Origin of the sequence: Thioclava arctica (assembly GCF_040892615.1) — a bacterium.
Classification (GTDB): domain Bacteria; phylum Pseudomonadota; class Alphaproteobacteria; order Rhodobacterales; family Rhodobacteraceae; genus Thioclava; species Thioclava arctica.
The window spans coordinates 301,494-319,661 of the sequence record NZ_JBFRYC010000001.1 but is presented as its reverse complement, the minus strand read 5'-3'; the positions used below and the strand labels follow the sequence as shown (position 1 = coordinate 319,661).

21 protein-coding genes are annotated in these 18,168 nt (G+C 62.4%); 12 read left to right on the top strand and 9 right to left on the bottom strand.

Going from position 1 to position 18,168, the window contains the following annotated elements; translation table 11 throughout:
- Positions 1-46 precede the first annotated feature (46 nt).
- The 3 genes from rpoH (at position 47) to AB4874_RS01700 (ending at position 3,004) form a co-directional block, all read left to right on the top strand.
- Entirely contained in the window at positions 47-946 is a 900-nt protein-coding gene (rpoH, locus tag AB4874_RS01710; protein ID WP_295534220.1) for an RNA polymerase sigma factor RpoH, read from the top strand.
- Between the two features lie 159 nt (positions 947-1,105).
- On the top strand, positions 1,106-2,080 hold the full coding sequence (locus AB4874_RS01705) for a Gfo/Idh/MocA family protein (protein ID WP_368390701.1): 975 nt from the start codon (positions 1,106-1,108) through the stop codon (positions 2,078-2,080).
- 63 nt (positions 2,081-2,143) lie between these two features.
- The gene (locus tag AB4874_RS01700) at positions 2,144-3,004 is read left to right on the top strand and encodes a formate/nitrite transporter family protein (protein WP_368390700.1); all 861 of its coding nucleotides are present in this window, start codon (positions 2,144-2,146) and stop codon (positions 3,002-3,004) included.
- A 3-nt stretch (positions 3,005-3,007) separates the two neighbouring features.
- Here the strand turns inward: AB4874_RS01700 and AB4874_RS01695 are convergent, their stop codons facing one another.
- Positions 3,008-3,808 (bottom strand): SseB family protein, encoded by an 801-nt coding sequence (locus tag AB4874_RS01695; RefSeq protein ID WP_368390699.1) that lies wholly within the window; start codon positions 3,806-3,808, stop codon positions 3,008-3,010.
- Complete coding sequence (locus AB4874_RS01690) at positions 3,805-4,386, bottom strand: uracil-DNA glycosylase family protein (protein WP_368390698.1); 582 nt, start codon at positions 4,384-4,386, stop codon at positions 3,805-3,807. The genes AB4874_RS01695 and AB4874_RS01690 overlap by 4 nt, the downstream gene beginning before the upstream one ends.
- A 148-nt stretch (positions 4,387-4,534) precedes the next feature.
- On the opposite strand from AB4874_RS01690, the gene AB4874_RS01685 reads away from it, so the two are divergent.
- Genes AB4874_RS01685 through kdsA form a run of 3 tightly spaced genes read left to right on the top strand, consistent with a single transcriptional unit; the run spans position 4,535 to position 7,751 of the window.
- A complete protein-coding gene (locus AB4874_RS01685; RefSeq protein WP_295534207.1) occupies positions 4,535-5,188 on the top strand; it encodes an ABC transporter ATP-binding protein in 654 nt (217 codons plus the stop codon).
- Positions 5,172-6,890, top strand: coding sequence for a KpsE/RkpR family capsule polysaccharide export protein (locus AB4874_RS01680; RefSeq protein ID WP_368390697.1), 1,719 nt, complete (start codon positions 5,172-5,174; stop codon positions 6,888-6,890). Before AB4874_RS01685 ends, AB4874_RS01680 begins: the two co-directional genes overlap by 17 nt.
- 27 nt (positions 6,891-6,917) lie before the next feature.
- A complete protein-coding gene (gene kdsA, locus AB4874_RS01675) occupies positions 6,918-7,751 on the top strand; it encodes a 3-deoxy-8-phosphooctulonate synthase (protein ID WP_295534203.1) in 834 nt (277 codons plus the stop codon).
- A 40-nt stretch (positions 7,752-7,791) separates the two neighbouring features.
- Here the strand turns inward: kdsA and AB4874_RS01670 are convergent, their stop codons facing one another.
- The 4 genes from AB4874_RS01670 to AB4874_RS01655 form a co-directional block, all read right to left on the bottom strand.
- Positions 7,792-8,811 (bottom strand): aldo/keto reductase, encoded by a 1,020-nt coding sequence (locus AB4874_RS01670; RefSeq protein WP_368390696.1) that lies wholly within the window; start codon positions 8,809-8,811, stop codon positions 7,792-7,794.
- 156 nt (positions 8,812-8,967) lie between these two features.
- Entirely contained in the window at positions 8,968-9,567 is a 600-nt protein-coding gene (locus AB4874_RS01665; protein WP_295534199.1) for an HNH endonuclease, read from the bottom strand.
- Between the two features lie 175 nt (positions 9,568-9,742).
- A complete protein-coding gene (locus tag AB4874_RS01660; RefSeq protein ID WP_368390695.1) occupies positions 9,743-10,405 on the bottom strand; it encodes an alpha/beta hydrolase in 663 nt (220 codons plus the stop codon).
- Entirely contained in the window at positions 10,402-11,034 is a 633-nt protein-coding gene (locus AB4874_RS01655) for a DNA-3-methyladenine glycosylase family protein (protein ID WP_368390694.1), read from the bottom strand. The genes AB4874_RS01660 and AB4874_RS01655 overlap by 4 nt, the downstream gene beginning before the upstream one ends.
- A 79-nt stretch (positions 11,035-11,113) precedes the next feature.
- Here AB4874_RS01655 and AB4874_RS01650 point away from each other — a divergent pair, with 79 nt between their 5' ends.
- A complete protein-coding gene (locus AB4874_RS01650; RefSeq protein ID WP_368390693.1) occupies positions 11,114-12,337 on the top strand; it encodes an MFS transporter in 1,224 nt (407 codons plus the stop codon).
- A gap of 62 nt (positions 12,338-12,399) precedes the next feature.
- On the opposite strand, the gene AB4874_RS01645 is transcribed toward AB4874_RS01650, so the two are convergent.
- Both AB4874_RS01645 and AB4874_RS01640 read right to left on the bottom strand, forming a co-directional pair.
- Positions 12,400-13,074 (bottom strand): nucleoside/nucleotide kinase family protein, encoded by a 675-nt coding sequence (locus AB4874_RS01645; protein ID WP_368390692.1) that lies wholly within the window; start codon positions 13,072-13,074, stop codon positions 12,400-12,402.
- A gap of 10 nt (positions 13,075-13,084) precedes the next feature.
- Positions 13,085-13,702 carry a thiamine phosphate synthase gene (locus AB4874_RS01640; RefSeq protein WP_295534189.1) on the bottom strand — a complete coding sequence of 206 codons (618 nt, stop codon included), beginning with the start codon at positions 13,700-13,702 and terminating at the stop codon, positions 13,085-13,087.
- Between the two features lie 101 nt (positions 13,703-13,803).
- On the opposite strand from AB4874_RS01640, the gene AB4874_RS01635 reads away from it, so the two are divergent.
- From AB4874_RS01635 to AB4874_RS01615, 5 genes are read left to right on the top strand one after another with little or no spacing between them, the layout of a single operon-like run.
- Positions 13,804-14,565, top strand: coding sequence for an RNA methyltransferase (locus AB4874_RS01635; RefSeq protein ID WP_368390691.1), 762 nt, complete (start codon positions 13,804-13,806; stop codon positions 14,563-14,565).
- Between the two features lie 51 nt (positions 14,566-14,616).
- Entirely contained in the window at positions 14,617-15,318 is a 702-nt protein-coding gene (locus AB4874_RS01630) for a hypothetical protein (protein ID WP_368390690.1), read from the top strand.
- A gap of 44 nt (positions 15,319-15,362) precedes the next feature.
- Positions 15,363-16,412 carry an alanine racemase gene (gene alr / locus AB4874_RS01625; protein ID WP_368390689.1) on the top strand — a complete coding sequence of 350 codons (1,050 nt, stop codon included), beginning with the start codon at positions 15,363-15,365 and terminating at the stop codon, positions 16,410-16,412.
- Entirely contained in the window at positions 16,409-17,200 is a 792-nt protein-coding gene (locus AB4874_RS01620; protein ID WP_368390688.1) for an MlaE family ABC transporter permease, read from the top strand. Before alr ends, AB4874_RS01620 begins: the two co-directional genes overlap by 4 nt.
- Entirely contained in the window at positions 17,197-17,943 is a 747-nt protein-coding gene (locus AB4874_RS01615) for an ABC transporter ATP-binding protein (RefSeq protein ID WP_368390687.1), read from the top strand. The genes AB4874_RS01620 and AB4874_RS01615 overlap by 4 nt, the downstream gene beginning before the upstream one ends.
- Here the strand turns inward: AB4874_RS01615 and AB4874_RS01610 are convergent.
- A complete protein-coding gene (locus AB4874_RS01610; protein WP_368390686.1) occupies positions 17,940-18,110 on the bottom strand; it encodes a hypothetical protein in 171 nt (56 codons plus the stop codon). The genes AB4874_RS01615 and AB4874_RS01610 overlap by 4 nt on opposite strands.
- Between the last annotated feature and the right edge of the window lie 58 nt (positions 18,111-18,168).

The window sequence follows — 18,168 nt, the reverse complement described above, 5'->3', positions numbered from 1 at the left end:
ACGGTCTTCATATTGAGCGGCCGACACAGGGAGACATGGAACAGAGATGACCAGTTACACCAACCTTCCGGCCCCCAGCCCCGAACAGGGGTTGAATCGTTACCTGCAAGAGATCCGGAAATTCCCCCTCCTGGAGCCAGAGCAGGAATATATGTTGGCCAAACGCTGGGCCGATCATCAAGACACCGAAGCGGCCCACCAGATGGTGACCAGCCACCTGCGCTTGGCCGCCAAGATCGCGATGGGCTATCGTGGCTACGGTCTGCCGCAAGCCGAGGTGATTTCTGAGGCCAATGTCGGTCTGATGCAGGCGGTCAAGCGGTTTGACCCTGAAAAGGGGTTCCGCCTTGCGACCTATGCGATGTGGTGGATCCGCGCGGCGATTCAGGAATATATCCTGCGCTCGTGGAGCCTTGTGAAACTGGGCACGACCAGTGCGCAGAAGAAGCTTTTTTTCAACCTGCGCAAGGCGAAATCCAAGATCGGGGCTTATGAAGACGGCGATATGCGCCCCGAAAACGTGGCCCGGATCGCGCATGATCTGAACGTGACCGAAGCCGAGGTGATCTCGATGAACCGGCGGATGTCGGGCGCGGATGCCTCGCTGAATGCGCAGGTCGGGGCGGGCGATGACGGCGGTTCGGCGCAATGGCAGGATTGGCTGGAAGATCAGGATGCCGATCAAGCCGAGGCCTATGCCGAGAACGAAGAGCTGGAAACCCGGCGCGCGATGCTGATGGCGTCGATGGATGTTCTCAACGAGCGCGAGAAAGACATCTTGATGCAGCGCCGCCTGCGCGATGATCCCCTCACGCTTGAAGAGCTATCGGGCCAATATGACGTTTCGCGCGAACGTATCCGCCAGATCGAAGTGCGCGCGTTTGAAAAGCTGCAAAAGCGCATGACCGAATTGGCGCGCGAAAAAGGCATGAGCGTGCCCGCCTAAAACCCTGTTTCTTGCTGTATCGTAACGAGTATTCGCGCCGCTCCCGACCGGGGGCGGCGTTTTTTCGTCGCGCCGCGCCTATGCCCGCAACGCGCCACAGCTATGTTGCACCCGGCGCTGTTTGCGCTAGCATGACCCGAGCAACGCAAGGGGACCGCTATGGATGTTATGAACTGGGGAATACTTGGGGCGGCAAATTTCGCCCGCCAGCATATGGGCCCCGCAATCCACGCCGCGCGTGGTGCTAGATTGGCGGCCCTTGCCACCTCCAGCGCCGAGAAAGCGCAGCATTTCATCAACTTCGCGCCCGATCTTAAAGTGCATGACAGCTATGACGCGCTGCTGGCGGACCCCGAAATCGAGGCGGTCTATATCCCGCTTCCCAACACGCTGCATGTCGAGTGGACGGCCAAGGCGCTGGCGGCGGGCAAGCATGTGCTGTGCGAAAAGCCGATCGCGATGCAGGCGGAGGAGATCGACACCCTGATCGCAGCGCGCGATGCGTCGGGCAAATTCGCGACCGAGGCCTATATGATCGTGCATCACCCGCAATGGCAGCTCGCGCGTCAGTGGCTCGACGAGGGCCAGATCGGTGAGTTGCGCCATGCCGATGTGGTGTTCAGCTTCAATAATTCCGACCCTGAAAACATCCGCAACAAGCCCGAAACCGGCGGGGGCTCGATCCCTGATATAGGCGTTTACGCCTATTCATCGGTACGCTACTCCGCGCGCGCCGAGCCGCGCGATCTGCGCGCGATCATCCATCGCGAGAACGCGGTCGACACCTTCACCCAAGTCACCGGCGCGATGGAAAACGCCAAGGGCGCGTTTACCTATTCCGCGATCACCTCGACCCGGCTGCATCCGCGCCAAGAGGTGACGTTTCAAGGCAGCGACGGGCTGATCCGCCTGAGCTGCCCGTTCAACCCCAATGTGTTCGACCAAGCCGAGGTGACGCTGATCCGCGCGGGCAAGCCCGACTGCGTGCAGCGCTTTCCCGGCGTGAACCACTATGTCTTGCAGGTCGAGAGTTTCGTGCGCCATATCCGCGAGGGCGCGCCCTACCCCTGGACGCTAGAGGACGCGCGCGGCACGCAGGCGATGATTGATCTGGTGCGCGCAAGCGAGATCTAGGCGCGCGCCACGGGGGATTACACAGGGTAGGGAACAATTTCGCGCCTCGCCTGTTCAGATCGCATGAACAGCGACACCCCCTCCCCCCGCGCCGAAAATTCCGCCTCCCGCGAAGCCATCCGTGAACCCGCCGAGGAAAAATCGGTCTTTCACGCCTCGCGGCTTTCGGCCCGGCTGGTCTATGAGGTCATCCGCCGCGATGGCGAAGAAGAGCTCAACCGCCCCACCGTCTCGCTGATCTGGTCGGGGCTGGCGGCGGGGGTGCTCATCAGCCTTTCGGTGCTCGCACAAGCCACCCTGCACGCCCATCTGCCCAACGCCGATTGGGCGATCTTGGTGGAATCTCTGGGCTATTCCGTGGGCTTTCTGGTGATCATTTTCGGCCGCATGCAACTGTTTACCGAAAATACGATCACCACGGTCTTGCCCGTCGTGGCCGATCGCTCGGTGTCATGTCTGCGCAAGATGTTATGGCTCTGGGGGATCGTGCTGCTTGCCAATGTGGTGGGCTGCGCGATTGCCTCGGGTTTTCTCAGCCTGCCAAATGTGTTGAGCCAGCAAATGGGCGACAGCTTGCTAGCCGTGGCGCGCCACGCCACCGAAGGCACGGCGAGCGCGAATTTCTACCGCGCCATCCCCGCCGGGATCATCATCGCCGCCGTGGTCTGGATCATCCCCGCCGCGCAAGGCAATGCGTTTTTCGTGATCCTCGGGATGACATGGCTGCTATCGGCCTCGGGATCGGCGCATGTCATTGCGGGCTCGGTCGAGGCGGGGCTGCTGATCTGGAACGGTGATCTGACGATCTCCGAGGCGCTGGGGCGGTTCTTTTTGCCGGTGCTGGCGGGCAATGTGGCGGGGGGCACGGCCGTGTTCACCCTGCTCACCTGGGGTCAGGTCAAGAACGAGGTCGAAAGCGACTAACCCCTAGCGCAAGATCGGCGGCTTGGTCGGGTCCATGCCGGGGGCCGCGCCGGGGGTAATTTCTTGCACCTCTTCCTCGACCGGCTCGGGGATATACAGCACAAGACCTTGATCAAGCAAAATTTTCGCCGACGCGTCGTTTGGCTCAAGAAAGGTCACATCCAGTTCGCCCGCATCAAGACCCGAGAATGTCAGCGCCTCGCCCATCGCCTTGGCAATGCCGGGGCGGAAATGCTCATGCGCGCCGATCACGGCCAGCACATGGCCGCGATGCCCATCATCATAGGTCACGCCCCCCAGCACCGCCGCCTGCGCGATACCGGCAAGCTGATCCAGCTTGACCTGATAGGCGGGCATCAACAGCGCCAGCACCGCAGGCGACAGCGCAGGCGCGCTGAACGAGACCGGGCGGCCCTGCGCCTGCGCGGGCGTGTTGGCCAGCGTCTCGGTCAACCAATCCAGCGCCTCGGGCGGCAGCAGCATCGCAGATTCCGCCACACCCAGATTGACCCCAAGGCCGATCCCCTCGCCCACCAGATGCTGCGCGATCACGCGACCGGGGAGCGCGGCATAGGGCTGGGCGGCATCGGCGAACTCGGCCATGCGCTCTTCGGTGTCAAACACCAGCACGAAATCGCCCTCATCTGCGGCAAAAACCTGCGGCTTGATGTTTTCATCCTCTGGCTCTTCTTCGAGCAACAAGAACAGCTCGGCATCGGCGAGACGGTCATACACAGCCAGACGCTTGGCTTCGTTCTCGGGTTCGGCCTGCATCAACGCATGGGCGCGGTCATAGGGGGTCATGTCAGCTCCTTCACCTTCGCACGCAACGCCGGGATCAGATCGGTTTCAAACCACGCATTGCGTTTGAGCCATCCCGTATTGCGCCACGACGGATGAGGCAAGGGAAAGACGCGCGGCGCATGATCGCGCCAGCCTGCCACGGTGGCGGTCACATTGCGCGTGCCCAGATGCCAGCGTTGCGCCGCGCCCCCCACCAACAGCGTCAGATCGGGCGTGCCCAGCTCGGCCATCACACCGGCCCGCCACGTCTGCGCACAAATCGCAGGCGGCGGCAGGTCCGCGCCCTTTGCGTCATAGCCCGGAAAGCAAAACGCCATCGGCACGATGGCGATGCGCGCGCGGTCGTAAAACGTCGCCTCGTCCAGCCCCATCCAGTCGCGCAGCCGATCGCCGGACCGATCAGTAAAGGGCCGCCCCGTTTCATGCACCCGCAGCCCCGGCGCTTGCCCGACAATCAGCACCTTCGCGCCGCGTTCAAACCACACCACCGGGCGCGGCTCATGGTGCGTCTGGCTCGCCCGGAATCGCTGAGCACAGATACGGCAAGCGCGGATCTCATCGTGAATTGTGGCGCTCATCGTCTCTGAACCCGAAACAAACCGTTCTCCATTGCCTTACCTGCTCGTAAATAGACATAATGATGCCCAATTCCACGCTTAGGTTACTTTATTAACCAACTCATCTCATGCTGTTTTAGCGCACAGAAAGTGCCGGACCCACAAAGCCATGCTCGAATTCGAAAACGTCTCAAAGTCCTTTTGGACGGGTAAGCAGCGCAAGGTGATCCTTGATCGCGCCAGCTTTCGCGTGGAATTGGGCAATTCGCTTGGCATTTTGGCCCCCAATGGCACGGGCAAGACGACAATCATCAACATGATGGCGGGCCTGGAAAAACCCGATGAGGGAGAGATTCGCAAATCCTGCCGCGTCTCATTTCCACTTGGGTTCATGGGCGGCGTCGTGACCAAGCATACCGCGCGCGAAAACGCCCGCTTTATCGCACGCCTTTACGGGCTGGATCCCGACTATGTCGAGGCGTTCTGCCGCTGGCTCACCGGAATCGACGAATATTTCGACATGCCCGTGGGCACCTATAGTTCGGGAATGCGCTCGCGGTTCACGTTTTCGTTGCTTTTGGCACTGGAATTCGACATCTACCTGATCGACGAGGGGATGCCGTCCACCACCGATGTCGAATTCAACCGCAAGGCGGGCTCAATCTTGCGCGAGCGGCTGCGCGACACCACCGTTGTCGTGGTCTCACACCAGCCCGCTACGCTCGAAAAATTCTGCCGCTCGGCGGCCGTTCTGCGCGATGGCCAGCTATATATGTTTGACACTCTGGAAGAAGCGAAGCGGATGTATGACTACCAATCCTAAGGCTCAGAAATACCGCATCCGTCGCGACGCACCCGTGTTGGCCGATGGCAAATCTGCGCCCAAAGCGCCTGCGCCCGCAGCCCCCCCTTCGCCCAAGGCAGCCACCCCGAACACGCCACCCAAAAATGCACAAACCGATGATCCTGCATCGATTTTTGAACCTCAGGATGATGGCTTTGGCGATCAGAAATTTCCAAGCGCCGCTGGCGGGACCGATGTAATCGCTGCGGGCGAATTGACGCTTGAAGAAGAGATCGCGCGCGTGCGCAACGAGGGGCTGACGGGGCGCCAATTGCGTCTGGCGCGCCGGATGGCGCAGAAACACGGCATTCAGGCGACCTCTGATTTTGAGGCGGTGCTGCTGCTGCGGCGGCGCGGGATCGACCCGTTTGATCGCTCCAATATCGTGGCGCTCATCAAGCCCCATGAGGTGGAAGAAGCAACCTCGCGCGCGCTGGCGCGCACCGATGGCGCAGGGGCCGATACGCGCGTGCAACTGCCGCAAACGACCCAACCCGGGCAGCTGCCCTCGACCGATGTGACCTCATCCGATCATCGCGCCGCACAAATCTTTAAAATTCAAAGCGATATCTCGAAACGTCGCCGCCGCAAACTGGCCCTTTTGACGGCCCGTCTGATGTTTTTCGTCTTCTTGCCGACGCTCATCGCGGGCTATTACTACTACGTCATGGCCACGCCGATGTATGCGACGAAATCCGCCTTCGTGATCCAGAAGGCCGAAGGTCTGGGCCAATCGGGGCTGGGCAGCCTGTTCTCGGGCACGCAGCTTGCGACCAATCAGGATTCAGTCACCGTGCAATCCTACCTGCAGTCGCGCGATGCGATGCAGCGTCTCGACAAGGATCTCGGCTTTAAGACGGTGTTTGAAAACCCCTCGATTGACCCGCTGCAGCGCCTGCCCAAAGGCTCCAGCGATGAGCAAGCCTACAGGCTGTATGAAAAGATGGTGAAAATCGGCTATGACCCCTCTGAAGGCATCGTCAAGATGGAGGTGGTCGCGCCCAATCCCTCCGAGTCCCAGAAATTCTCGGAAGCCCTAATTTCTTATGCGGAACAGCAGGTTGACCAGCTGACCTCGCGGCTGCGCGGCGATCAGATGAAGGGCGCGCGCGAAAGCTATGAAGATGCCGAAGCCAAGGTCTTTGCCGCGCAAGCCAAGGTGCAAAAACTGCAGGAAAAGGTCGGAATTCTGGATCCGGTCAGCGAAAATTCGATGGTGATGGCGCAGGTGTCCAGCTTTGAGACCGAGCTGCAAAGGAAGAACCTCGAGCTGGGGCAATTGCTGGACAACCCGCGCCCGAACCAAGCCCGCGTCGAAGGGGTCAAGGGCGACATTGCGCGTCTGAAAGGCGTCATCGAAAAGCTGCGCAACCAGTTGACGCAAGCCAAGGGATCCGGCGAATCCCTCGCCGCTGTGACGGGCCAGTTGCAAATCGCGCAGGGCGAATTGCAGACCCGCCAGATGCTGCTTTCCGCCGCCGCCCAACAGATGGAAACCGCGCGGATCGAGGCCAATAAACAGGTGCGCTACCTTGAGATGGGCGTGCGCCCCGTGGCCCCCGATGAGGCGACCTACCCGCGCTCATTTTCGAACACAGTGTTGGCTTTCCTGATCTTCTCGGGCATCTATCTGATGCTGTCGCTCACTGCTTCGATCCTGCGCGAACAGGTCTCAAGCTGAGCCGCCCCAAAGCTGCGGAGAAGACCAATGAAAGACGTAAAGATCGGCGGTTTGACCGTCTCCAACGATCGCCCGCTGACGGTGATTGCCGGGCCTTGCCAGTTGGAAAGCCGCGATCATGCACTGATGATCGCTCAGGCGATGGCGCGGGCCTGCGACGAGGCAGGCGCGCAATTCATCTTCAAGGCCAGCTATGACAAGGCCAACCGCACCAGCCTGAAAGGTGTGCGCGGTCTTGGCATTGACGAGGGGCTCAAAATTCTCTCGGACGTGCGCGACGAACTTGGCTGCCCGGTTTTGACCGACATCCACGACGCCGAACAAGCCCGGATCGCAGGCGCGGTGGTCGATGTGATCCAGATCCCGGCCTTCCTGTGCCGCCAGACCGATCTGCTGATCGCGGCGGGGGAAACCGGCTGCGTGGTGAATATCAAGAAGGGGCAATTCCTTGCGCCTTGGGACATGCCCAATGTGGCCGCGAAAGTGGCCTCGACCGGCAATGAAAAAATCATGCTGACCGAGCGGGGCACCTCGTTTGGCTATAACACGCTGGTGGCCGATATGCGCGCCCTGCCCGAGATGGCGCGCACGGGCTATCCGGTGATCATGGACGCCACCCATTCGGTGCAACAGCCCGGCGGGCAAGGCGGATCGAGCGGCGGGCAGCGCGAATTCGCCCCGGTGATGGCGCGCGCCGCTGTCAGCCTTGGGATTGCGGGCGTGTTCATCGAGACCCATGAGGCGCCCGACACCGCACCCTCGGACGGTCCCAATATGATCCCGCTCGATCAAATGCCGAAACTGGTCGAGGTGCTGATGCAATTCGACCGTCTGGCCAAGGACGACCCGATCCGGCTGTAAGCCAAGCGGCAGGCCGGGCGAACCGGCCTGCCCTCACAGATCATTGCGCGCGATAAGCGCCCTGACGCTCCAGCATCCAGCCCGGATATTCCGCCGGCAGCGCACTGACTGCGTTCAAGGTTTTCAGATCGTCCTCACTCAGCTTCACCTCGCTCGCCGCGATATTGTCGCGCAGCTGATCGACGCGTTTGGCCCCCACGATCACGCTGGTCACCGCGTCTTGATGGAGCAGCCAAGCCAGCGCGATCTGCGCCACCGACACGCCCTTCGCATCGGCAATCGGACGCATCGCCTCAATCACGTCATAGGCGCGATCCTTGTTGATCGGCGGGAAGTCGAAATTGGCGCGCCGCCCGTCGCTGCCCTTGCCCTCGCGGTCATATTTGCCCGACAGGAAACCACCAGCCAGCGGGCTCCAGACCATCAAGCCGATCCCGGTATCCTTCAGCATCGGCACGATGTCGCGCTCCAGATCGCGCCCGGCCAGCGTGTAATAGGCCTGCAAAGACAGGATCGGGGCGAGCTGGCGGGCCTGCGCGATCCCGACCGCTTTCACGATCTGCCACGCCGCCCAATTGGACAGCCCGATATAGCGCACATGCCCGTGACGCACGAGCGTATCAAGCGCCTCCAGCGTTTCTTCGATCGGCGTATGAGGGTCAAACCCGTGGATTTGATAGAGGTCGATATGATCAAGCTGGAGCCGCTCAAGGCTCGCCTTGCACTGATCCATGATGTGATAGCGCGAGGCACCGCGCGCATTCACGCCCTCGCCCATCGGCCCCAGAACCTTGGTGGCGATCACGACATCCTCGCGCGCCACACCAAGGTTTTTCAGAGACTGGCCAAGGATGCGCTCGCTCTCTCCGCCCGCATAGACATTGGCGGTGTCGATAAAGTTAATGCCCGCATCCAGCGCGGTTTTCACCAGATCATCGGCCTCTTTCTGGCCCAGTTGCCCGATCTGGCCCCAGATGCCGTCGCTACCCCCGAAGGTCATTGTGCCAAGGCAAAGCTCAGAGACGAACAGCCCGCTTGGGCCAAGACGTTTATAGCGCATGAAACTGTCCTTTTTCTGTGTCAGAGCCCGGCAGGCAAGCGCCGGGTGTGCCCCTTAGATGGGGCGCATCGACGCTTTCGCCAGCGGTTTCCCCGTCAGCCCCTCGCACAATTATTTTATCGCCGACAGACGCGGATGGGGCACACAAAAGAGGCCTCAGGCCTCCAGTTCGGTGTCCCAATAGAGGAAATCCATCCAGCTTTCGTGCAAATGCCCGGGCGGAAAGCGCCGCCCCGTGCGCTGCATTTCCTCGGGGCTGGGTTGGCGCGCGGGTTTGAGCAATTTCAACCCCGAACGCGCCAGCGGCTTGTTGGCCTTGCGCAGATTGCAGGGCGAGCAAGCGGCGACGACATTCTCCCAGCTCGTCACCCCCCCGCGCGAGCGCGGAATCACATGATCAAAGGTCAGATCGCCCTTGGCCCCGCAATATTGGCATTTGAATTCGTCGCGCAGAAAAAGATTAAAGCGCGTGAATGCCACGCGCTTCTGGGGTCGAACATAATCTTTGAGAACAACGACGGAGGGGATTTTTATGGCCTGCCGCTGCGAATGCACCACCGTATCATATTCGGCCAATATCGTGACCCGGTCGAGGCAAACCGCCTTGATCGCCTCCTGCCAGGGCCAAAGCGACAGCGGATAATAGGAAAGCGGCCTGAAATCCGCGTTGAGCACAAGTGCGGGATGACGGCGCAATGCTGCCGGATCACGCGTGAATTGCGTTCGAAAATCGGTGCTGTCGCTATGGTCCAGCATGGGTTCAACCGTCCTCGCCCTGTTGCCGCGTTTGGCCCAGGGGCGGGGTCCGCCCCTGCCTTAACATCGACTATATATGGCGTTCGCGATCTGGCAAGCCTCTTGATGTCGCGAATTTCTGCCCTGCGGCATGGATGGCAGAGAAAGGTGACAGGGGTGTGACGCGCCGCGCGGCTTAGCCCGCCAGCTTGTCGCGCAGAAACGCCAGTGCCACTTGCAAGCCATCAGGCGCGATGCCGTGGCCCGTGCCCTCCATGATATGGCCATAGGTTTCAAACCCGGCGGCGACCAGCGCATTGCCCGCCTTGGACATATCTTCAAACGGCACAACCGGATCCTGATCGCCATGCACCAACAAAACGGGCGGCTTCGAGACCGCCTCGGCTTCCAGCGCCTCGGGACGCAGCAACCGGCCCGAAAACGCCACCAGCGCAGCCACCGGTTCGGCGCGACGCGGCAGCACTTCAAGCGACAACATCGTGCCTTGCGAGAACCCGATCACGGCAAGGTTCTTTGCGCCAAGCCCATGTTCTTCCAGCAGATCATCGAGAAACGTGTTCACATCTGCGGCCGCCATTTGCAGCCCCTGCGCGGCGGCTTCCTCGGTTGAATTGTCGATCCACGGGATCGGAAACCACTGCCGCCCCATCGGGCTGCCTTTACAGGGTTCGGGCGCGTCGGGGGCCACGAACAACGTGTCGGGCAGGTGCGGCCCCAGCGGATCGGCCAGCCCCAACAGGTCCGCGCCATCCGCGCCATAGCCGTGCAACAGCACGATGATGGATTTTACATTGTCCGATTGCGGCGCCTTGCGGCCGGCTTGCAGTTTGCGTGTCATGGCGCCACTCCTTCGCGATTTTTGCACGCTGCGTAATAGGCCCAAAGCCCGCGCGCCGCAACCGCGCGCCACGGCGACCAAGCGGCAGACAAAGCGTTGAATTCCTTGCGCTTGGGGCGTTCGGCCAGATCGAAAAGCAAGCGAGCCGCTTCCGCCAGCGCGAGATCGTCGACCGCGAAGACATCAGCCCGGCCCAGCGCGAACATCAGATACATCTCGACCGTCCAGCGCCCGATGCCCGGGATCGGCAAAAGCTGCGCGATCACTTCTTCATCGGGCAGGCTGCGCAGGGCGTCGAAATCCACGCCCGAACCCGCCAGCGCCTGCAAGTAACGCACCTTTTGGCGTGACAGACCACAGGCGCGCAAAGCGTCTTCCGTGCCGCCTGCAATCGCATCCGGCGCGCCAAAGCCCGCCTCGATCACCCGGCTCTTAATGGCATTGGCCGCCGCGACGGAGACCTGCTGGCCGATAATCGCATCGCGCAGCGCGGCGAACCCGTCCTCGCGTCGGCGCAGCGGCCAAGGCCCGGTCTGCGCGCAGACCTGCGCAAAGCGTGGCTCGGTGGCGCAGAGCCATGCGGTGCCCTCCGCGATATCGTCGTCACAGGTGATGATACGTCCAACCATTTCCGCACCCTGCCCGATCACGGCCCCGCTTGCCAGCCCCCCGCTTGCTCATCCTCTCACGCCGCGCTAGCAAGCGGATATGAGCGATATCACCTCTCCCCCCGCCTCGCGCCAAAAGCGCAACACGATCGTGCTGGTTCTGGCGCAGGCGCTTTTGGGCGCGCAGATGCCGATGATCTTTACGATCGGCGGGCTGGCGGGGCAGATGCTGGCCTCGAATCCCTGTTTCGCGACGCTGCCGCTGTCGCTGATCGTGCTGGGCTCGGTGCTGAGCGCGCAGCCGATGTCGGAATTCATGGCCGCTTATGGGCGGCGCGCGGGGTTCATTCTGGCCAATGCGGCGGGGGCTGCGGGCGCGGCGGTGGCGGCCTATGCGCTGTATATCGGGTCGTTTCCGGTCTTCATGATGGGGTCGTTCCTGACGGGTATCTATATGTCGGCGCAGGGGTTTTACCGCTTTGCCGCGACCGATACCGCGACGCCGGAATTCCAGCCCAAGGCGATCTCCTACGTCATGGCGGGCGGTCTGGTGGCCGCGATCATCGGCCCGCAACTGGTCAAGGCCACCAGTCAGGCGATGCTGGTGCCGTTCATGGCGACCTATCTGGTGATCATTGCGATCAACGCGCTGGGGCCGTTTCTATTCGCCTTCCTCGACATTCCCCCCCCCGGTCGTCGCAAGAAACACGAACATCACGAGGGCCGCACGCGGCGTGAATTGCTACGCGATCCGGTGATCGTGGTGGCGATGATTTGCGCCATGGTGTCGTATGCGCTGATGAATCTGGTGATGACCTCGACGCCTTTGGCCGTGGTGGGCTGCGGCTTTGAGCAGGGAGACGCCGCCAATATCGTGTCCGCCCATGTGCTGGCGATGTATCTGCCGAGCTTCTTCACCGGTTTCCTGATCTCGCGCTTTGGCAAAGAGGTGATCGTCGGCGTCGGGTTGGTGATTCTGGCGTGCTCGGGGGCGGTTGCGCTGACTGGGGTGGAGCTGGACAAGTTCTATCTGGCGCTGATGCTGCTGGGAGTGGGCTGGAATTTCGGCTTCATCGGATCGACGGCGATGCTGGCTTCGGCGCATACTCCGTCTGAGCGCGGTCATGTCCAAGGGATGAATGATTTCGTGGTCTTTGGCGGGGTGTTTCTGGCCTCGCTATCCTCGGGCGGGCTGATGAATTGTTCGGGGGCGGGCAATACGCAAGCGGGCTGGCAGGCGGTGAACCTAGCGATGCTGCCCTTCCTGACGCTGGCGGGGGCGGCGCTGATCTGGCTGGTGATGCGGCCGAAAGAGACGCGCTAGAGGGGGCGCTGCCCCTCTGGCCTGCGGCCATTCACCCCGGGATATTTCAGGAATTTGGAAATTCAGTCGCGGATCACGAGATCGGCGGGGCGGCCCTCGCGGGTGATTACGCGGCCATTGGGCAGATCGTTTTCCTCAACCCGGCGAGTGATTTCAGCCGCATCCAGATTTTGCGCACGCCAGCGCTGGACAAGGCGGTCGCACAATTCGGCCTCGGGGGTGTCGATGCGGATCGAGAGATCAAACAACGGGTAGAGATCGCGCCAGCCGGGTTGGGTAAGCAGCAGGTAATTGCCCTCGACCAGCACGATGCGCGCAGTTGCGGGCACGGTCGCGCCGCCCTCGACAACGCCGTCGATATCGCGATCAAAGATCGGCACAGGGCAATCGGTTTGCGCCGTCTTCATGCGGGCAAGCAGGGTTGCGAAGCCTTCGATGTCAAAGGTTTGCGGTGCGCCTTTGACGGCGCGCAGGCCCTGGGCATCCAGCCAGTCATTGTCGCGGTGAAACCCATCCATTGCGACAATCGCCGCCTCGGGGCCAAGTGCGGCCGCCAATTCCTGCGCGAGATGGGATTTGCCAGAACCGGGCGCGCCGACCAGCGCGATCAGCAGACGATTCCCCTCCAATTGGCGGATATGGGCGGCCAGATCGGCGCGAGGCACGCAAAGCTCGGGATGCATGAACGCCCCGTGATCGCCCATTGGCCCGTCGCTATCGCCCAGCCAGTCGATCATCTGCTTTCCCTTAGCTCATCGCGGCGATGTAGCGGCCCAGCGCTGTGGCCGGATCGTCTTCGCGCCAGATTTCCTCGCCCAGCGCGAACCAATCGGTGACGGGGGTGAATTGCGCGATCAGCTCTTCACTCAGCGCCCCTTCGGCCACCACAGGCACTTCGATCACTTCGGACCACCAGGCGAACAGGTCGAATTCGGCGCGCTCGGCTGTGCCCAGTGCGGTTTCCCCGATCGGGCCAAAGCAGACGTAATCGGCCCCCGCCTCGCCTGCGTTCAGCCCCTCATGGCGCGAGGCGCTGCAATAGCTGCCCACGATGGCCTCTTCGCCCAAGGTCTTGCGCGCATAGCGGATCTGGCGCGCGCCATCGAGCAGATGCACCCCATCCAGCCCATGGCGTTGCGCCAGTTGCACATGGCTTTCGATCACCAGCGCCACGTCGCGCGCATGGGCCACCTCGCGCAGCGCATCGGCGGCGCGCCCGATCTCAAGCTCATCCTTGAGCGCGATCGACAGGCGGATGCAGGCGACCTCATGGGCGTCGAGCACCGAGGCGAGTTTGGGGGCGAACTCCGCCGCATCAAACGCGGGCGGGGTGATCAGGTAAATCTGCGGACGATCTTCGGCCATGGCGTGGCTCCTTTAACGGCTTGCACGCCTCATAACGCAAGCGCCGCGCCCTTGCCAGAGGCCACGCGCCCCCCTATTGAGCCGCCAGACAAGGAGAGACCATGCCCGATCTGCCCGATCCCAGCCCTGCCGAGCCCTCCCAACCCGTTTTTGTCCTCGTGCGCCCGCAGATGGGCGAGAATATCGGGGCAGCGGCGCGCGCGATGCTGAACTTCTCGCTGTCGCGGATGCGGCTGGTGGAACCGCGCGATGGCTGGCCCAACCCCAAAGCGGTGGCGATGGCCTCGGGCGCGGCGGGACAGGTTCTGGATTTCGCGGGCGTATTTGACGATGTGGCCGGAGCCGTAGCCGATTGCGATTTCGTCTTTGCCACCACCGCCCGCGGGCGTGAACTGGCCAAGCCGATTTACACCCCTGAGGCCGCGATGCTTGAAGCGCGCCAGCGTATTCTGGCGGGCCAAAAGGTCGCCATTCTGTTCGGCCCCGAGCGCACGGGGCTGGAAAATGACGACATCACGCGTGCCAATGCGATCATCACGGTGCCGGTGAACCCGGAATTCTTCTCGCTCAATCTGGCGCAGGCCGTGCTGCTGAGCGCCTATGAATATTCGCGCCACAGCTTGCAGGCCACGCCGCGCGATCCGGGGCTGGCCGCCCATATCCCCGCCACCGCGCAGGATGTCGAGAAACTGGGCGATCATTTCGAGAGCCGCCTTGAAGAGGTCGGGTTTTTCCATCCGCCCGAGAAAGTCCCGATGATGAAGCGCAACCTGCGCAATATGTGGACGCGCTTTGCGATGACGCGTTCGGAGGTGCAGATGCTGCACGGTGCGCTGCGACAAATTTTCCGCGCCCGCGACTAGGGCTTTGCCAAGCGCGCGCCTTGGCCCATCATACGCGCCATGTGGCGAGTGATGCGCGTATCCTTACTGGCGATTGTTGCGGGCGCCGCGCTGGGTGCAGCCGCGCTGATGTGGTTTTATCCGGTGCTGGCGGCGGGGATTTGTCCGCGCTGCTTTGGATTGCAACGCGCAGCGCCCGATCTGTATGTCGAGGCGAGCATGCCCGCAGCCGATCGCAGCACCTTGATTGCGCTGACAAAATCTGCGCGCGCGCAGGTCGCCACCTTTTATCCCGACCGCCGCGCCCATAGCCTTATGCTGGCGTGCGTCACCAGTGCCTGCAATCGCCGCCTAGGCGGGCGCGGGGCTGCGGCGGTGACCTATTCGCTGGGGCCTTTGGCGATTGTGCGACTTGCCCCGCGTGGGCTGAGCAAGACGATCCTCGCGCATGAATTGACCCATACCGAGACCCATGCCCGTCTGGGCGCGCTTGGCCAGATCCGGGGCCAGATGCCAGCCTGGTTCGATGAGGGGCTGTCGGTGCTGGTGTCTGACGATCCGCGCTATCTCAACCCCGGGCGCGCCGGGATGGAGCGCTGCAAGGCGTTGCCGCAGCCCGACCTGCCCGCCTCGCCTTTTAAGTGGGCACCACGCGCGGGGCGCGACAACGGGCTTTACGCGCAAGCCGCCTGCGCGGTGCTGATTTGGGCCGCGCATAAGGGTGGGACGGACGCCATCAAGGTGCGTTTGGAGACAGGCGCGCGCTTTCCGTGATGCTTTGGGCTTGACCTCGGGCCGCGCGCGCAGAAAAAGAACCCATGGCTAGTGCATCATTGAATATCGACCTCGACGCTTTGGTTGCGAATTGGACTGCGCTTGATGCGCGCTCTGGCGCAGGCACACGCACCGCCGCCGTGGTTAAGGCCGACAGCTACGGGCTGGGGGCCGCGCGTGTAGCGCAGACGCTTTACGCGGCGGGCGCGCGCACATTCTTTGTCGCAGTCGCCGAAGAAGGCGCCAAAATTCGTCCCTACCTTGCGCCGGATGCGCAGATATTTGTGCTTTCCGGCCATATGGCGGGAGATTTTGAAACCCTGCGCGATGCCAATCTGACGCCCGTGCTCAACTCGCTTGACCAAATCACCCGCCAGTTTGAGACCCTGCCCGATGCGCCCTTTGGCGTGCAGCTGGACACGGGGATGAACCGGCTTGGTCTTGAGGCAGAGGATTGGGCGCAAGCTGCCCCGGCGCTGCTGGCCAAAGACCCTGCCCTGATCATGAGCCATCTGGCCTGCGCCGATGAGCCCGACCATGCGATGAATGCGCAACAACTGGCTGAATTTCACCGCATGAGCGATGGCACGGGCGTGGCGCGTTCGCTCTCGGCCACCGGGGGCATCCTGCTGGGGCCGGATTATCATTTTGACCTCACGCGGCCCGGTATCGGTCTGTACGGCGGGCGCCCGTTCGAGGCCGCACTGCCGGTCGCCACACTGTCACTGCCCGTGATCCAGACCCGCGAGGTCCAGCCGGGCGAGACCGTGGGCTATGGCAACCTCTGGCAGGCCGAGCGTGTGACGCGTATCGCCACGGTCGCGGCGGGCTATGCCGATGGTATCCACCGCGTCTTGTCCAATATCTCCGACCTCTGGGCGGGCGATGCACCCTGTCCGGTGCGCGGGCGGGTGTCGATGGATCTGATCACTGCCGATGTCACAGATCTCGACGAGGTGCCCGACACGCTCGATCTGATTTGCGCCGCTCAGGGAATTGACGCGCTGGCCGATATCGCGGGCACTATTGGCTATGAAATCCTGACCGCGCTGGGGCCGCGCTACACGCGCTTTTATACCGAGCGCGGCACATGAGAAGCGCAAGCCTGACCACCCCGCTAGCCGCGCTGGGACGCGCCACTTTGGGATTGATGGCCGCAGCAGGACGTCTGGCGATGTTCGCCGGATCAGCGATCAGCCACCTGTTCCGTCCGCCCTTCTACATCGCGGAGTTCTGGCGCGCGTGCCTCAATATCGGCTGGCTGTCACTGCCCGTGGTCGGGCTGACCGCGCTGTTCACCGGGGCCGCGCTGGCGCTGCAAATCTACGCAGGCAGCGCCCGGTTCTCGGCGGAACAGGTCGTGCCCTCGATCACCGCGATCGGCATGGTGCGCGAGCTGGGGCCGGTGCTGGGCGGGCTGATGGTGGCGGCGCGCGTCACCAGCTCTATCGCGGCTGAAATCGGCACGATGAAAGTCACCGAGCAAATCGATGCGCTCACCACGCTGTCGACCCATCCGATGAAATATCTCACCGTGCCTCGGATGCTGGCCGCGACGCTGTGCGTGCCCGTTCTGGTGGGCGTGGGCGATGTGATCGGGATCATGGGTGGCTGGATGCTGGGCACCTCGCGGCTGGGGTTTAATTCGACCACCTATCTCAAGAATACTTGGGATTTCCTGGAGTTTTGGGATGTCGGCTCGGGGCTGGTCAAGGGCGCGGCCTTTGGCTTTATCGTCGCGATCATGGGCTGCTATTACGGGATGAATTCGCAGCGCGGCGCGCAAGGCGTGGGGCGGGCCACGAAATCGGCCGTGGTCGCGGCCTCGGTCGCGATCCTGACCGTGAATTACCTTCTCACCGAAGCGTTCTTTTCGGCATGATCGAGCTCTCCGCCCTCACCAAATCCTTCGGCGCCAAGCAGGTGCTGCGCGGCGTCGATCTGGTCGTGCCTTCGGGGCAATCCACCGTCATCATCGGCGGTTCGGGCACGGGTAAATCGGTGCTGCTGAAATGCATCCTTGGGCTGGTGCATCCCGATGGCGGCACCATCAAGCTGGATGGTAAGGACGTGGCGCAGGGCGAACGCGAGGCCTTCCTGACCCGTTTCGGGATGCTGTTTCAGGGTGGCGCACTGTTTGACAGCCTGCCGGTCTGGCAAAACGTGGCCTTCCGGTTGCTGCGCGGCTCGCTTGCGCGTCCCAAGGACCAGGCCCGCGCCATCGCCATCGAAAAGCTGCGCCGCGTCGGGCTGGATGCGGATGTGGCCGATCTTTACCCCGCAGAACTCTCGGGCGGGATGCAAAAGCGCGTCGGCCTTGCGCGCGCCATCGCCGCCGAGCCCGAGATCATCTTTTTCGACGAACCGACCACTGGGCTCGACCCGATCATGGCGGGCGTCATCAATGAACTGATCCGTGAAATCGTGACCGAGATGGGGGCGACTGCGATCACCATCACCCATGATATGACCTCGGTGCGCGCGATTGCCGACCGGGTGGCGATGATCCATGCGGGCAAAATCCGCTGGGAAGGGCCGATCGCAGAGTTGGACACAACTTCAGACCCTTACGTCCAGCAATTCATCCACGGACGCGCCGAAGGCCCGATCGAGACGTTGCGCTAATCGCACGCGCCTATCGCGCCGCCCATAAGATTGATCGCGGCGGCGTTTTCGCGCTGTCTGGCGAATTTGACGCGATGCGCGAGCAGATCACCCATTTGCGCCGCCACCCCGATCTGGGCGGGCTGGAACCCGAATTGCTGGAGTTCACCGCGCAGATGAGCCTGCAAAGCCGCGATCTGCGTGGATCTATTGCGACGACAAAATCAAGCGCGCCACGACCTTTCT

Excerpts from the sequence above, each read along its gene's own strand:
- AB4874_RS01655 (WP_368390694.1), bottom strand. The coding sequence starts at position 11,034 with ATGGTTGGACGTATCATCACCTGTGACGACGATATCGCGGAGGGCACC.
- kdsA (WP_295534203.1), top strand. The coding sequence starts at position 6,918 with ATGAAAGACGTAAAGATCGGCGGTTTGACCGTCTCCAACGATCGCCCG.
- rpoH (WP_295534220.1), top strand. The coding sequence starts at position 47 with ATGACCAGTTACACCAACCTTCCGGCCCCCAGCCCCGAACAGGGGTTG.
- AB4874_RS01640 (WP_295534189.1), bottom strand. The coding sequence starts at position 13,702 with ATGGCCGAAGATCGTCCGCAGATTTACCTGATCACCCCGCCCGCGTTT.
- AB4874_RS01680 (WP_368390697.1), top strand. The coding sequence starts at position 5,172 with ATGACTACCAATCCTAAGGCTCAGAAATACCGCATCCGTCGCGACGCA.
- AB4874_RS01660 (WP_368390695.1), bottom strand. The coding sequence starts at position 10,405 with ATGACACGCAAACTGCAAGCCGGCCGCAAGGCGCCGCAATCGGACAAT.
- AB4874_RS01630 (WP_368390690.1), top strand. The coding sequence starts at position 14,617 with ATGCGCGTATCCTTACTGGCGATTGTTGCGGGCGCCGCGCTGGGTGCA.
- AB4874_RS01615 (WP_368390687.1), top strand. The coding sequence starts at position 17,197 with ATGATCGAGCTCTCCGCCCTCACCAAATCCTTCGGCGCCAAGCAGGTG.
- AB4874_RS01700 (WP_368390700.1), top strand. The coding sequence starts at position 2,144 with ATGAACAGCGACACCCCCTCCCCCCGCGCCGAAAATTCCGCCTCCCGC.
- AB4874_RS01685 (WP_295534207.1), top strand. The coding sequence starts at position 4,535 with ATGCTCGAATTCGAAAACGTCTCAAAGTCCTTTTGGACGGGTAAGCAG.
- AB4874_RS01635 (WP_368390691.1), top strand. The coding sequence starts at position 13,804 with ATGCCCGATCTGCCCGATCCCAGCCCTGCCGAGCCCTCCCAACCCGTT.
- AB4874_RS01620 (WP_368390688.1), top strand. The coding sequence starts at position 16,409 with ATGAGAAGCGCAAGCCTGACCACCCCGCTAGCCGCGCTGGGACGCGCC.
- AB4874_RS01665 (WP_295534199.1), bottom strand. The coding sequence starts at position 9,567 with ATGCTGGACCATAGCGACAGCACCGATTTTCGAACGCAATTCACGCGT.
- AB4874_RS01690 (WP_368390698.1), bottom strand. The coding sequence starts at position 4,386 with ATGAGCGCCACAATTCACGATGAGATCCGCGCTTGCCGTATCTGTGCT.
- AB4874_RS01645 (WP_368390692.1), bottom strand. The coding sequence starts at position 13,074 with ATGATCGACTGGCTGGGCGATAGCGACGGGCCAATGGGCGATCACGGG.
- AB4874_RS01705 (WP_368390701.1), top strand. The coding sequence starts at position 1,106 with ATGGATGTTATGAACTGGGGAATACTTGGGGCGGCAAATTTCGCCCGC.
- AB4874_RS01670 (WP_368390696.1), bottom strand. The coding sequence starts at position 8,811 with ATGCGCTATAAACGTCTTGGCCCAAGCGGGCTGTTCGTCTCTGAGCTT.
- AB4874_RS01695 (WP_368390699.1), bottom strand. The coding sequence starts at position 3,808 with ATGACCCCCTATGACCGCGCCCATGCGTTGATGCAGGCCGAACCCGAG.
- AB4874_RS01650 (WP_368390693.1), top strand. The coding sequence starts at position 11,114 with ATGAGCGATATCACCTCTCCCCCCGCCTCGCGCCAAAAGCGCAACACG.
- alr (WP_368390689.1), top strand. The coding sequence starts at position 15,363 with ATGGCTAGTGCATCATTGAATATCGACCTCGACGCTTTGGTTGCGAAT.